At 50.7% G+C, this 14,158-nt stretch carries 10 protein-coding genes; 7 read left to right on the top strand and 3 right to left on the bottom strand.

All coding sequences use genetic code 11. The annotated features are described in order from the left end of the window. The first annotated feature begins 45 nt into the window (after window positions 1-45). Together B2X65_RS01390 and B2X65_RS01385 are read left to right on the top strand one after the other, a co-directional pair. Complete coding sequence (locus B2X65_RS01390) at window positions 46-3,300, top strand: DEAD/DEAH box helicase (protein ID WP_290610063.1); 3,255 nt, start codon at window positions 46-48, stop codon at window positions 3,298-3,300. Window positions 3,301-3,489: 189 nt separating this feature from the next. Next, window positions 3,490-5,214 (top strand): hypothetical protein, encoded by a 1,725-nt coding sequence (locus B2X65_RS01385; RefSeq protein WP_290610062.1) that lies wholly within the window; start codon window positions 3,490-3,492, stop codon window positions 5,212-5,214. 89 nt (window positions 5,215-5,303) lie between these two features. On the opposite strand, the gene B2X65_RS01380 is transcribed toward B2X65_RS01385, so the two are convergent. Further along, on the bottom strand, window positions 5,304-5,717 hold the full coding sequence (locus tag B2X65_RS01380; RefSeq protein ID WP_290610061.1) for a c-type cytochrome: 414 nt from the start codon (window positions 5,715-5,717) through the stop codon (window positions 5,304-5,306). A 171-nt stretch (window positions 5,718-5,888) separates the two neighbouring features. Here B2X65_RS01380 and B2X65_RS01375 point away from each other — a divergent pair, with 171 nt between their 5' ends. Beyond that, window positions 5,889-6,980, top strand: a complete 1,092-nt coding sequence (locus B2X65_RS01375; RefSeq protein WP_290610060.1) for a serine hydrolase domain-containing protein — start codon at window positions 5,889-5,891, stop codon at window positions 6,978-6,980. 9 nt (window positions 6,981-6,989) lie between these two features. Here B2X65_RS01375 and B2X65_RS01370 read toward each other — a convergent pair whose 3' ends face one another. Then, complete coding sequence (locus B2X65_RS01370) at window positions 6,990-8,399, bottom strand: alpha-amylase family protein (protein ID WP_290610059.1); 1,410 nt, start codon at window positions 8,397-8,399, stop codon at window positions 6,990-6,992. 303 nt (window positions 8,400-8,702) lie between these two features. Between B2X65_RS01370 and B2X65_RS01365 the strand changes: the two genes are divergently transcribed. From B2X65_RS01365 to B2X65_RS01350, 4 genes are all read left to right on the top strand, one after another. Beyond that, complete coding sequence (locus B2X65_RS01365; RefSeq protein WP_290610058.1) at window positions 8,703-10,070, top strand: M28 family metallopeptidase; 1,368 nt, start codon at window positions 8,703-8,705, stop codon at window positions 10,068-10,070. A gap of 94 nt (window positions 10,071-10,164) precedes the next feature. Next, on the top strand, window positions 10,165-10,905 hold the full coding sequence (locus tag B2X65_RS01360) for an endonuclease (protein ID WP_290610057.1): 741 nt from the start codon (window positions 10,165-10,167) through the stop codon (window positions 10,903-10,905). A 129-nt stretch (window positions 10,906-11,034) separates the two neighbouring features. Continuing rightward, window positions 11,035-11,535 (top strand): DUF962 domain-containing protein, encoded by a 501-nt coding sequence (locus B2X65_RS01355; RefSeq protein ID WP_290610056.1) that lies wholly within the window; start codon window positions 11,035-11,037, stop codon window positions 11,533-11,535. Between the two features lie 78 nt (window positions 11,536-11,613). Next, a complete protein-coding gene (locus B2X65_RS01350; RefSeq protein WP_290610055.1) occupies window positions 11,614-12,234 on the top strand; it encodes a DUF6445 family protein in 621 nt (206 codons plus the stop codon). Between the two features lie 88 nt (window positions 12,235-12,322). Here the strand turns inward: B2X65_RS01350 and B2X65_RS01345 are convergent, their stop codons facing one another. Then, entirely contained in the window at window positions 12,323-13,960 is a 1,638-nt protein-coding gene (locus B2X65_RS01345; RefSeq protein WP_290610054.1) for a S41 family peptidase, read from the bottom strand. Window positions 13,961-14,158: the final 198 nt, after the last annotated feature.

Genomic DNA, 14,158 nt, shown 5'->3' with positions numbered 1-14,158 from the left:
AAAGTAAGCTAGCATGGGAGTTTTCGTTGGTGTCAGGCTTGACCGTTGCCGCCAGAAGTCACTTCAGTAAGAGTTAACGATATTTTGAATAACCCCACCGAACAGCATGCTTTCCCCCTGGACGAAGACCGTTTGCTGCAATGGTTTGACAGTGCCACCCTGCATCGGGCCCGGGCGTATTTGCAAGCCGGCAAAGTGCTGAAGCTGGAGTACAGCGATGATTTAAGCCAGATCAGTGCTCAGGTATGGGGGGCGGGCTTTTCGCCGTACCGGCAAAATATTGTACTGGCACAAACCGACACTGGCTGGGCGCTGCGTGACAGCTGCAGTTGCCCGGTGGGCCATAGGTGCAAACATATTCTGGCGGTGTTGCTACGCTTAAAACGTGACTATTCTCAGCAGCAATTGCGCATAAAACAGCTGCCGCAACTTAAACTGGATAACTGGTTTACCGAGCTGGAACAGCTGCAGCAACCGGTGCGGGATGACAGTGGCGACACCGTGCTGTATTTACTAAGCTACGGCCAGGCCGGCTTACAGCTGTATCCGCGCCGGGTTAGGCCGATGAAAAAGGGCGGCTACACCAAAGGCCAGACAATTGGCAAATACGATTTAGTTAGTCCGCAGCCGCCCTCCTGGCTGAATGACAGCGACTATCAGTTGCTGACACTGTTTCGCAGCCATAACCTGGCCGACCAGTCGGTGTTGGAAGATAACTGGGGCTATCAGTTGTTGCAACAGTTGCTGGCCACCGAACGCTGTATGTTCAGCGAAGCCCGCTACCCACTAAGCTGGGGTGAACAACGGCCACTGGAATTAAGCTGGCACAATAGCAAAGCCGGTCAGCAATTAGGCTGGCAAATTGGCGATGATCACAATAGCGTGCTGGTATTTACCGATCCGCCCTGCTATCTGGATACCGATACTTATCAGTTGGGGTTACTGGTAACGCCATTAAGTGGCCGCGAATTAAAGCTACTATCGAAAATGCCACCGGCCCCGGCCGCACTATTACAAAGTCGGTTGGGTCGGTTACAGCAATTATTGCCCAAAATAAGCCTGCCAATGCCAGCAGGTTTAGGGGTTGAGCAAATTAACGTTAAGCCGACTCCGGTACTGCAGTTAAAAATGTTACCACGCCACAGCAAAGGGCGGCAGGAGCCCGTAGCCTTACTTAGCTTTGATTACGACAAGCAGCGGCTGCCGCTGGATTTACAAGCATCACAAACTGAGGTGCAACAAGGCTCGCGTACCTATTTTGTCAAACGACACCGGCCCAGCGAAACTGCGGCGCTGGAAGTGTTACTGGAGCTGGAGCTGCTAAGCCTGCCTGCTTTGCCGGCCCCGAACGAACAACAAGCGGCGTTTGGGGTGGGCGATGGCCCCGACAACCCCGAGTTGTGGCAACCATTGTTACAGCAACTTGATAGCCTGCGCGATGATGGCTGGCAGGTAGAGCAGGCCAGTGACTTTAACCTGGATATTCTGGCGGCAACCCCTTATTTGCAGGTGCAGGACGGTAAAAAAACCGGTTTTGAACTGGGTATTCAGGTCGATATTGACGGCCAGCAGGTACCCTTACTACCGTTAATCAGCCAGTGGCTGCGCCAGAATGGTCTGCCTGGCGCAGAGCAGCAAATCTGGCTTAGTTTGCCCCAGGGTAAACTGGCCCTGCCAATGACCTTAATTCAGCCATTAATCGATACGATTGTCGAGTTGCTGAATATGCATAAGGCGCCGCTAACGCTGGAATTGCCGGACTTTAAAGCAGCGATTTTACCGCCACCCGGTGCGGCTGAGATTCAATACCTGAATGCTAACCGCCTCGCCAGCCTTAACCAGCAACTGCATAATTTCAGTGGTATTACCGATGTTGCCTTGCCTGATAATCTGCAGGCAACCTTACGGGCATACCAGCAACAGGGCTTGAACTGGCTGACATTTTTAAAACAGTATGGCTTAGGCGGCGTGCTGGCTGATGATATGGGGCTGGGTAAAACCCTGCAAACGCTGAGTTTTATCTTAAAGCAGTATCAAAAGGGTGAGCTTAACCAACCGGCATTAATTGTTTGCCCGACCAGCTTGCTGGGTAACTGGCAGCAGGAAGCACGTCGTTTTACCCCTGATTTAAAAGTACTGCAGGTGTATGGGCCGAAACGACGTCCGTTATTTGAGCAGCTGGCGGATTATCAGCTTATTGTCACCAGTTATCCGCTACTGGTGCGCGACATTGCCCTGTACCGTCAGCATCGCTTTAGTGTCGTGGTGCTGGATGAAGCGCAGCACATTAAAAACGCTGGCAGCCAGGCAGCGCAAAGCGTGCGGGTGCTGCATCGCGACTTCAGCCTGGCATTAACCGGCACCCCGCTGGAAAACCATCTGGGTGAGTTAAAGTCGTTGTTTGATTTTGTGCTGCCAGGTTTGCTAGGCACCGAGCAACATTTCAGCCAGGTGTACCGTAAGCCGATAGAGAAACACGGCGACGCCGAACGGGCCCGGGTATTGCGCCAGAAAATAGCGCCGTTTATGCTGCGCCGCACTAAGGGCCAGGTAGCGACTGAACTTCCGGAAAAAACCGAAATAGTGCAGTTGCTGGAACTGGAAGCTGATCAGCGCAACCTTTACGAAAGTATCCGTTTAATTATGGAAACAAAAGTGCGTGAGTTGTTTGTGCGCAAAGGGGTGGCGGCCAGCCAGATTGAGTTTTTAGATGCCTTATTAAAATTGCGGCAGGTGTGTTGTGATGCCCGCTTAGTGCCGATAGAGCAGGCGCAAACAGTGCGGCATAACGCCAAATTGCAATGGCTGCGTGACACGCTGCCGGAGATGCTGGAAGAGGGACGGCGCATATTATTATTCAGTCAGTTTGCCAGCATGCTACATTTAATTGAGCAGGAATTGCAGTACATGGGCATTAGCTATAGCAAGCTAACCGGCCAGACCAAACAACGCCAGACCCAGATTGATGCGTTTCAAAATGGTGAGACCGAAGTGTTTTTAATTAGCTTAAAGGCGGGCGGTACCGGCTTAAACCTGACGGCTGCCGATACGGTTATTCACTATGATCCGTGGTGGAACCCGGCGGCAGAGCAACAGGCAACCGATAGGGCGCATCGTATTGGTCAGGATAAAGCGGTGTTTGTTTATAAACTGATCGCCCGCAACACCGTTGAAGAAAAAGTTCAGCAGTTGCAAAGCTTTAAGCAGGGCCTTGCCGATCAGTTATTAGGCGGCAGTAAAGGCCAGTTATGGCAGGGTGAAGCGGCAGACTTACTGGCGTTATTCTCCAGCGACGAATAAGCCTGCCAGAAAATGGTTGAAGCCAGCGCCGTTGCATTGTTATTAAGCCGTTAAGAATGTAATATTGATGCGTTTTTAGCGGGCCAAGTGCCAGCCATTGCCCCACCTGCGTTGCAGAACCGCGGCGGCTGCAGAACAATACTGGTAAGTGAAAACTCAGGATTTAACAACAATATCAAGGAGACAGTAATGCGTAAATTACTCGTGGTGGCGGCTATTATTGCCGGCGCGGTTTATGGTTATATCAAACTCACCGGAACAGACAGTGCCGTTGTGCACCACGCTGAGCTGGAATATGTGCCGGCAGACACCGCTTTTTTATCTGCGCAATTAGAGCCGGTAGATTTTGTGGCCTACCTTAATGCGTTTGGTTTAAGCCCGGATTATTACAGTGAAACCAGCCTGCAACAGTTGGCAGAACTTACAGCGAATTCTGACGAGCCACAACTTCAGTTTCTTTTTAGTTTAGCGCACGACTATATGCGGGCAGTAGCACAACCCGAGCAGCTAGAGGTGCTCACCGGCATTAAACCGCAGGTGCGCTCGCTAAGCTATCTGGTGGGGCTGGCACCGGTGATGCGGATTGAATTGGCAAATGAGGCGGCATTCTGGCAATTATTCGACCGCGCTGAAGAGGCCAGTGGTATCAGTCATCAGGCTATACCCGGTGATGACGGTGGCTACCGCTCGTACAGCTTTACGATGGGAGAGTTCAGCGCAGAGCTGCTGGTGTCGGTTACCGAGGGTTGGGGTAATATGGCGCTGGTGCTGCCTATTCAGGGTGAACAAACCCGCCAGCTGGTGTTAATGGCGGCCAAGCCTGAGCGTAACATTACCAGCGATAACCAACTGGCCAATATGGTGTCACAGTATAAGTTAAATCCGAATGCTGTTGGTTTTATCAGTTTTCAGCAAATTGTAACCGGCCTGACCACCACCGATGGCAACCGCCTGGCAAACGATGTGCAGTTGATGGCTAACCCGCAATTTAATGCCATGATGGAGCCGTGGCGCAGTGCTGAATGTCAGCAGGATCTTACCGCGATTACCAGCAGCTGGCCGGGTATTTATCTGGATAGCAAGATTGACAGCAAAGCCGGCCAGAGCACTCATGTTCGCAGTAAAATGCTGGTGCCTACCAGCAATACCGAAACCGTGACTACCCTAAGTGGCATTCGTGGCTTTGTCCCCAGCCATGTGGCACAGGGCATGAACGGTGCGGTATTTAGCATGGCGCTGGGTTTAGATATGGCCGAGTTTGCCCCGGCGATGACCAAAATATGGCGTGGTTTAACCCAACCGGCTTATCAGTGCCCGCAACTGGCAGAGCTGCAGCAGCAAATGCAGCAGGCAAACCCGATGGCCATGTTGGCTGCAGGTGCTATGGTGAATGCGGTTCGCGGAGCGTCGGTAACCATTAACGATTTAGTGTTGGACCCTAACACCATGCAGCTATCTGCAGTGGATGCCATGCTTAGCGTTACCGTGAAAAATGCCCGTAGCTACCTGGAAGGCTTAAAAGGGATGGTACCGGGTATGGCTGAAATTGAACTGCCAGCGGATGGTGAAGAGTTGGCGTTAAACAGTGTATTGCCGATGCTGGACGCGTTTGGCGTTACGCCAATGCTGCAGGTAAATGATTCGCATCTGGTGGTGTATGCCGGTGATAAAGGTACCTCTCAGGCAAAAGCGACTTTAGGCCAGGCTATTGAGAAGAACGGCATGCTAAGCATTGGCATGGATTACTCCCGGTTTTTCAGCATTATGACCCAGACAATGCAGGCCAGTGGCCAGCCGGTGCCAGATGAATTACAGGCACTGACCGATATGGATATGCAAATTCAGGTTAATATGGATATTGATGATCAGGGTGTTGTGATGAATAGCGAAATGACTATAGGTGGCGCTCAGTAAGCGTTTAAAGCTCGCTTTGCAATACCAAAGGGCAGCTAGCAGCTGCCCTTTTTTATGGTGAATGGTGGGCTAATACTGAGGCGTAATAATCAGTCAGCTTGCTTGCTCGCTACCATCGGTTGTTGCAATGAAAAATAATACGCCAGCGCGTCGATATCCGTGTTGCTAAGACCTCTTGCTTGTGGCGTCATCAATGCATGCTTGCGCTCTCCTGTGCGATAAGCTGTTAGCGCGCTGGCTAACTCAGTGGCAGAGCGGCCAGCCAGGCTGGGATAGTTTGGGTGGCTGGAGATACCATTACGGCCATGACACGCTGCGCAGCTGTATGCTTTTAGCTGGCCCTGTTCAAATAGCAGCCGTTGTGGTTCGCTCAGGCTGGCAATAAGTTGCTGCTGACTGGCATCAGGGCTAGGATCAGAGCAGGATGTGAGGCTGCTGATACTAAGGATAATAACAGCAGAAAATAATGTAAACCGGCTAGCGGGGGCAAAGGCTTTCTTCATTGACAGCTCCTGAATTTAGTATCGTCAGCCTGCCACAGCGGCAGTAAAAAGCCCAGCAAAAGCGCCGTAAAATGCCGCTTATCCCTGTTAAGCGTCTTTACGTCACAAGGGTTTGCTATTTGTTATTTCAGCGCTTAGGCTGAACGGTAAATCAACTTTGCGGAACTGCCTGTGCGCCTGTTTATAAGCTTAATACTTTGCTTTTGTGTCAGCGCATGTGGCGGAAGTGATAGCGCTGTCAGCGACATGCCTGTGGCCAATGTAAACTGGCAACCGGCCGTGGCAGGTGACTGGCCTGTCAGTACGGCAGCGGCTGAAGCAATGGATGCAGCTTTACTACAGCAAGCATTTAATCAGGCGGCTGAACTAAGCCCAATGCATGGGTTATTGGTGCTGCGAAATGGCAAGCTGGTTGGCGAAGCCTATTATCATGGGCAGCAGCGGGATTCATTACAGCACTTACGTTCTGTAACCAAAACCATCACTATGCTGATGATCGGTAAGGCTATTGAGCTTGGTGCGATTAGCTCGGTTCATCAACCAATTACCGATTTTTTCACTGAAGACTATAACGAATTTCTGACGGATAAGGCTGATCTCACCATAGCGCACCTGTTGGATATGAGTAGTGGTATTGACTGGGACGAGAGTACAGCCCAGGGATACAACAACTGGGTGACTGCCACTGATCAAGTTGGCTATGTATTGCAGCGGCCGGTTGTCAGTGCGCCTGGCAGCAGCTTTAACTATAATTCAGGTACTTCACATTTACTGTCCTATATTATCACTAAGTCTACAGGCCGCTCTCTGGCTGACTTTACTGAACAATATTTGTTTAGCCCGCTTGGTATCAGTCAGTTTAATTGGGAAACCCTGCATAACAGTACTACCAATGGCGCTGCCGGATTAACACTGAGGCCCCGGGATTTAGCTAAAATAGCAGTATTGCTGCAGCAACAAGGACGCTGGCAAAACCAGCAAATCATTGCTGCCAGCTGGGTCATCCAGGCATCTGAAGTAAGTCAGCCACTTAATCAACCTCTGGGGGGGCTGAATTTAACCGGCTATGGTCGGCAGTGGTGGCTGGGCAGCGTCAATGCCGGAGATTTTCAGTTAGGCTGGGGGTTTGGCGGACAATTTATCCTGACCATACCCCAGCAAAATCTGACAATTGTGCTGTTGCAGAATTTTCAGGCCGGCGTACCCGGTCAGACTAACGCTGCGATGGCGCTTATCCGGCAGTACATACTGCCGGCACTATGAAGATGTTGTTTAATCGGCGTACCACATTCTGGCCTGACGGGCCGGAATACTAAAGCTGTGGTTACTGCCACCAATACTGAACGTGGCGCCACCGCTGAGTGCATCCCGATATGTGCGGTACCAGTAAAAGCGGCCATTGGTATTGACGTTGAAGGTAACCTGACTACCGCATTTGTTAATGCCAACTACCCCTTCCTGAGCGCGGCGAAACAAAATAGCACAGTTGCTTGATGCCAGTACTTCCATGCCCTGTCCCTGCATCCGGTTATGAAAGTTAATCATCCGCTGCACAGAGGTTGCGCGGTAGGCGTTAACCCAACGGTTATTGTCGGTGCCGGTACTGTCACTGAATACCAACGGCTTACCGCCGTCCCTTCCCAGCACATAGGCATACGCCAGATACTCGTCGGTTGGGTTCATGATCAGATAGCGAAACCCATCATTAGTGGGAATATCGTGGGTAATGGTAAAGGTTACCGCCCGGCTATTGGCCAGTGCCTGGCCATAAGCGCCGGGATCAACCAGCTCATTCATACTACCGCTGGGGTTAAATGCCCGGCGCAGACTTTCAAATAGCGGAAAATCATAGGCCTTATGGTCGGTGTTTTGAATATACGGCGCCAGATAGCTGTTGTATTCATTATTGCCGGCGCCGCCGCTGGTAATAATTTCACCAAACACGTACATGCCGCTTTTGATCGTGCTGGTAAAGATCTGGTTAATATGCCAGATAGTCATATGCTTGGCTGCATCAACCCGAAAGCCTTTCACACCCATATTTTTCAAGGCTTGCAGGTAGGCGCGTTGTTGTTGTACTACCCAGCTGTTCGGGTTGAGATCCGGTAAACCAGTATCGCCACCACCGCCACACAAACGCCAGTTCTGCACTTGCCAGACATCGTTGTAATTCTGAATGCAATTGGCGGGGTTAAAATCCCAGGGGCTGAATAACCCCTGAGTTAAATTGCCAAATAAGCGCTGGTTATTCCAGTAAGTAGGGTTACTGGCATAATTATTAAGCGCTGCCTGGCCGGGAAAGTCGGTAGCTGCACTGCGCTCATTGGCCATATGGTTTAATACTATATCAGCGTACACCTCAACCCGCCGTGCCGGATTGCTGTCGTTCAGGGCATTAATCATCGCCTGAAACGATTGCTTATTGCCTTTGCAGTGATCAATAACCCGGATATCCTGCGGTTGATAACGTTGCCACCAGGCGCAGTTGCCGGCGTTTGATTTTAAGGGTGGGGCTACCAGTACTGCTTTATAACCCAGATTTTTAATTTCCTCTGCCCGGTTGGCTACCTCGTTATAATGCCAGTCGAAGGCATGTAAAATAACGTCGGCCAGCGCCTGTGGCGTGATAAACAGCAGTGTGCCAAGCAGCATACTGCGACAACCTAAAGTAAAAGCTCGCATGTTTTCGTCCTGTAATTTATTGTTTTCAAGACATCCGTGCATGAGCCGCCAGCAACGCCAGCGAAGTGTTAGTGACAACTTAACCCCTTTAACACCGCACCAGCATACTGAGCTGTTGCGCTGAAATATTGTCATTTCACGCCAATATGACAACTGGTTTACAGTTTATAAATGTTGGGAACGGCAAGGCCTGCAAAATAAGATAAACGGCTGGCAAAATGCCACAGATAACGCCAGAAGCAACCACCAGCATGCTGAAAAAGCCGTATAGTAGATATGACGTTGACTATTTCAGGACATATTATGTTTTGCAGAAACCCATTACTGCCCGTGTTGTTGTTTAGCGCACTGCCACTTTATGCTGCGCCTGGCGACGACAAGACCCAGCAGCTGCATGCAATAGCCACTGCCCCGTCGGCGGAAAATATTGAGCGCGATATTGCTAAGCTGGTGAGTTTCGGCACCCGCCATACCTTGTCAGAAACTAAGTCGGATACCCGAGGTATTGGTGCCGCCAGGCGCTGGATCAAAGCTGAATTTGAGCGTATTTCTGCCGAGTGTGGCGGCTGCCTGGAAGTGTCTTACTCCAGTGCAGTTATCGAAGGCGAAGCCCGCATACCTAATGCCACCGATGTGGTAAGTGTTATTGCCGTGCAGCGCGGCAAGACTGATCCTGGCCGTTATGTCATTATGGCCGGCGATATCGACTCACGGGTTAGCGATGTAATGAATTACACCAGCGATGCACCAGGTGCAAATGATAATGCCTCGGGTGTGGCCGGCGCACTGGAAGCAGCGCGGGTGCTGAGCAAGTATCAGTTTAATGGCACCATTGTTTATGCGGCGTTGTCTGGCGAGGAGCAAGGCTTGTTTGGTGGCAAAATTCTGGCAGCACAGGCAAAAGAAGCGGGTTGGCGAATTAAAGCCGTGCTGAACAATGACATGATCGGTAACACTGCCGGTATAAATGGCGTAATCGATAACACCACCGCCCGCGTGTTTGCCGAAGGTACCCGGGCTAACGAAACGGAGCAGGAAGCACGGCAACGCCGTTTTACGGGTGGTGAGAACGACTCGCCCACCCGTAACCTGGCCCGTTACATCGATGTCATTGCCGATCGTTACATCCCTAATCTGGATGTGATGCCGGTATACCGGCTGGATCGTTTTGGTCGTGGTGGCCATCACCGGCCATTCAATGACTTAGGGTATCCGGCGGTGCGTATTATGGAGACCAACGAGCATTATGACCGCCAGCATCAGGACTTGCGCACCGAAAATGGTGTTGTATACGGTGATACCATCGACGGCGTCGACTTTGCTTATGCCGCTAAACTTACTGCGTTAAATGCGGTAACCCTGGCCAGTTTGGCCTGGGCGCCAAATCCACCGGCTGACGTAACCATAAAAGGTGCCGTGTCTGCCGACACCACCTTGTCATGGGCCAAACCTCTGCCGCAGGAAGCTGAATTGGTGAAAGGCTATAAAATTTACTGGCGCTATACCGATGCGCCGAACTGGCAATTCAGTCGTGAAGTGGGCAAGGTGACTGAATTCACCCTGGAAAATGTAGTGATTGATAACTACTTCTTTGGCGTAGCCAGCATCAGCCAGCACGGGATTGAAAGCCCGGTAGTATTTCCCGGTGCCGCAGGCTCTTTTGGTAACTAAAGCCCACCCAAATTAGGCTAAAGTTAATCAGCCGCTGTTCAGTGTTTAGCGTTACACTGGCGGCGGTTAGTTTCACTGAAGTAAGTGGTAGTGAATGCGGTTTCTTATGTTTGTTGGCAGCAGCGTACTGCTGTTGTTATCAGCTGTTGCCCAGGCGGCGCCGGCTAATTTTGATCAGGCGAAAAAACTGGCACAGCGTATTCATGCGCCAGAAGCGACAAGCTTTTATTGCGACTGCGCCATTCGCTGGCAGGGTAGTAAAGGTATTCCCGACCTTACGGGTTGCGGTTATCAGGTTCGTAAAAATGGCCCGCGCGCGAGCCGTATTGAGTGGGAGCATGTGGTACCGGCCCATCATTTTGGCCATCAGCGCCAGTGCTGGCAAAACGGCGGACGCAAAAACTGTGTTAAAACCGACAGTGCGTTTAAGGCAATGGAGGCAGATTTATATAACCTGGTGCCGGCGATTGGCGAAGTAAACGGCGATCGCAGCAATTACCGTTTTGGTATGCTACCCGCTGCACCGGCGCAGCATGGCGCCTGCCCGGTAAAAGTCGACTTTAAACAAAGGGTATTCGAGCCGCCGCAAACCGTACGTGGTGATATCGCCCGCACCTACTTTTATATGGCCGACAAATACAACCTGAGCCTGTCCCGCGCCCAACAGCAATTATTTATGGCCTGGCATAAACTCGACCCGGTAAGCCCGGCAGAGTTGCAGCTTAACCAGCGTACCCGCCAACATATGGGCCACGACAACCCCTTTATCAGCGGCAACCGCGAATGGCACCTTGGCTACCGCCCCACTGGCTATGGTTTGGTAGTGAGCCAGTAAACTGGCATTAGTACCCTCAATTACACTAAAATAAAAAAAATGGGTCAGAGTGATTTATTAAAAACGGCAGCATCAGTTGTTAGCAAAAACTATTCTTGCCCAACCCTTTGTTAATCGGAGCCACTAACGATGAAAAACCTGACGGAGCATTTAAGCCAGTATGCGTTGTACCATCGCGACCATCGCAATGTTACAACTCATTATGTTGGCATCCCGCTTATTATCGTGGCTATTTTCAGCCTGTTATCATTGCCGATGTTTAGCCTGGCGGGTGTGATGCTTACCCCAGCGTTATTATTGTTTGTGGCTACGGCCATTTTTTATTTCCGACTCGACCTGCGATTCGGCCTGGTGATGCTGGTATTTAGCGGCAGCTGCTTCGCTTTGGCCACTTTGCTCGCCGCCCAACCTTTTGCTATCTGGCTTAGCAGCTCACTGCTTATTTTTATGGCTGGCTGGGTGTTACAGTTTATCGGCCACTATTACGAAGGTAAAAAACCAGCTTTTGTCGACGATATCGTCGGGCTGTTTGTCGGGCCGTTGTTTGTGGTGGCGGAAATTGGTTTTAGCCTTGGCTTTCGTAAAAAGCTACAGCATGATATTGAGCAAGTTGCCGGCAAGGTGCATTAAGACAAATTAAATGGGTTGATCTACTAAGGATGAACGGCCTAGACTGGCACTACAAAAAAAATAACAAAGGATTTTATAGTGCCCACCTCATTTATTGTAGTAGACGACTTTCTGGATAACCCGCATCAGTTACGGGATGCAGGGCTTAGCTTAAACTATCCTGATGCGCAAGGACCGTATCCGGGCAGGAACTCTGCGCAGCGTTTAAATCTTGAAGGGTTGAACGAGCAGGTTTCCCGTCTGGTAGGCGAGCCGTTAATGGCCATGGCGCATAATCAGGCGCATGGTAAGTTTCGGCTTGCTTCTGCAAATGATGTTGGGACGGCTAAAGTACACGTTGATAGCTCGCACTGGTCAGGTATTTTGTATATGTCGCGGCCGGAAGATTGCAAAGGTGGTACTGAGTTTTTTCGCCATAAAGCCACCAATACCGAGCGGGTGCCATATAACGATCAGGAAGCCATGCAACGATTTGGCGCGCCTTCTGCGAAAAAGTGGATTTCTGACCTGCTGGCAACCGATTCGAACGATGATTCCAAGTGGGAGATGACGCACCGGATCCCGATGCGCTTTAACCGACTGATTTTGCTGCGGCCCTGGTTATGGCACTCTGCCGGCGAGTCGTTTGGTTCAACCCCTGAAGATTCCCGGCTAGTCTATCTGATGTTTTTTGCTTCAGCCGGAGCAGTCAGACGTTAATGACTGCCCGGATATAGCAGCCGGCTGGCAATAGCTATTTGCCAGCTTTACCGGCTCGCCACCAATCAGCTCAATAATAACCCACGCTTTATTGTTGGGTATCCCGGGCCGGTTTAATTGGCTGATTAATTTTATCTTCCAGTAAAAAGGCTTCCATCCGCGGATCATGGCGGCGAATGCTCAGACCGCTGTCGTCATTTTGCCGCTGTTGCTGGCTGTTCAGGCTCTGGCTTGCAACGCCTACCGGACAGCTATCAAAGGTGGCGTAGTGCAACGCGCTGGCCAGCATATTCTCGTTCGGATCGCCAAGCTGGGCCGAGAAATCGTCCGCTACCTGGCAGCCCTTTACGTCTGCGGCAAAAGTGGGTACCGGGGTCGGATAAAAACCGTCGGCATATTCACCAAACCCCTTAGCATTGGCGCCGCTAAACTGAATGGTAAAGTAGGTGGTGCCGCAGTTATCGGTTGGGTAAAACCCGTAAGGCTTACCGCAGGTTTGGTCACCAATCAGAATAACTTCGACATCAATACCGCGCAGGCCGTTGATAAAGGCTTCGCTGGCCGAGCAGGTATCGCCGGTCGACAACACAAAAATCCGGTTCAGGTTAAGTGCCGGCAAAGGGGTATTAGTTAAACGACCTGCTTCATAGTCAATTTCAAAGCCGTAAAACGGCATCGGGCTTAAGGTCTGGCCGGTTACCGGATCACGGTTGGGGTATTTATCATTAAAAATGGTTCTTTCGAAAATCCGGTCCTGAATAATGGCATCGCCGGTGACCATATAGGCAAATTGCGAGGCCAGCGCCAGCAGACCGCCACCGTTATAACGTAAGTCAAGCACCACCTCACTGACATTGGCATCAGCAAAGCTGTCTACCGCATTAATTAGTTGGCCCTGTGCCAGCGAGATATGGCTGTTAAATTGTAAATAGCCGATTTTGCCGGCATCGGTATCCAGTATCTGGACATTTTGCACCGGGCTACTGGCAACATCAGCTGAGGTCAGGGTCACGGTAAGGGTTTCACCGCCGTTTACTAAAAACACAAATTCATGCTGCTCGCCGGCGCTCTCAGGAAACAGCGCGGCATTTATTGCATTAACGCCAGCATTGGTATTGTCATTAACAAAATCCACACCATTTACTTCAACTAAATCAGCGCCACGTAATATATTGGCATTGGCTGCCGGTGAATCTGGCTCGGTATAAGCGACCAGTAATGAGCGCGGTGGCGTGGTGCTGCCAAACGACCAGCTAATGCCATAACCTGAGCTGACACCCGACTGGGTGCGTTGTTTATAACTGGCTGTGTTTTCAGAAAAGTGAAAATTGTCTTTTTCGGCGCCGGAATCGGTCAGCTCGTCGGTTTTCAGTTGGTCAAAAAAGGCTTTTACCGTATTAAAATTTGCCGGATTATTATCAGGCAGCTCTCGGTACCATAAGTAGGTGTTGTTGCTCCAGGATCGCAGCCACATTTTTTCATGCATGCTGGTGCCAGCCCTGTCCGGGAAAGGCTGATTATTATTAAAAGGATCGGTGCCGGTGCGCGGTGTGGCACAGTAATTTTTAAAATTACTTTCTGCCGGGAATACGCCAGCGGTCCAGGTAGGCGGCGTCACACCTGAGCCACCGCCTGTGCCACCACCGCTACCGATGTTGCCAGAACCACCACCACCACAGGCAGTGAGTAAAAAAACAGAAGAGATTAACAAGCTGCGTTTTAACATGGGTAACCCTACCACCATTGCTTAAAATGAAGGCCCACGTTGCTTGTTAAGTTGTTAACAAATCAGTTGGGCAAATGTAAGTAATTGACATCGGAAAGTTAGCAAAGTTGCGGCAAATCGGCAATCGATAATTGTGTGCGACATCGACCGTTTCATAATCTAATCTAAACATACGCTTGTTAAACGGTATTTTTGTTA

Source organism: Arsukibacterium sp. UBA3155 (assembly GCA_002364615.1).
Lineage (GTDB): Bacteria > Pseudomonadota > Gammaproteobacteria > Enterobacterales > Alteromonadaceae > Alishewanella.
This window is presented reverse-complemented; position numbering and strand designations above follow the sequence as displayed.

What these genes read in the sequence shown, in the direction of transcription:
- B2X65_RS01385 (WP_290610062.1), top strand. Translation starts at nt 3,490, where the DNA reads ATGCGTAAATTACTCGTGGTGGCGGCTATTATTGCCGGCGCGGTTTAT.
- B2X65_RS01380 (WP_290610061.1), bottom strand. Translation starts at nt 5,717, where the DNA reads ATGAAGAAAGCCTTTGCCCCCGCTAGCCGGTTTACATTATTTTCTGCT.
- B2X65_RS01370 (WP_290610059.1), bottom strand. Translation starts at nt 8,399, where the DNA reads ATGCGAGCTTTTACTTTAGGTTGTCGCAGTATGCTGCTTGGCACACTG.
- B2X65_RS01365 (WP_290610058.1), top strand. Translation starts at nt 8,703, where the DNA reads ATGTTTTGCAGAAACCCATTACTGCCCGTGTTGTTGTTTAGCGCACTG.
- B2X65_RS01360 (WP_290610057.1), top strand. Translation starts at nt 10,165, where the DNA reads ATGCGGTTTCTTATGTTTGTTGGCAGCAGCGTACTGCTGTTGTTATCA.
- B2X65_RS01355 (WP_290610056.1), top strand. Translation starts at nt 11,035, where the DNA reads ATGAAAAACCTGACGGAGCATTTAAGCCAGTATGCGTTGTACCATCGC.
- B2X65_RS01345 (WP_290610054.1), bottom strand. Translation starts at nt 13,960, where the DNA reads ATGTTAAAACGCAGCTTGTTAATCTCTTCTGTTTTTTTACTCACTGCC.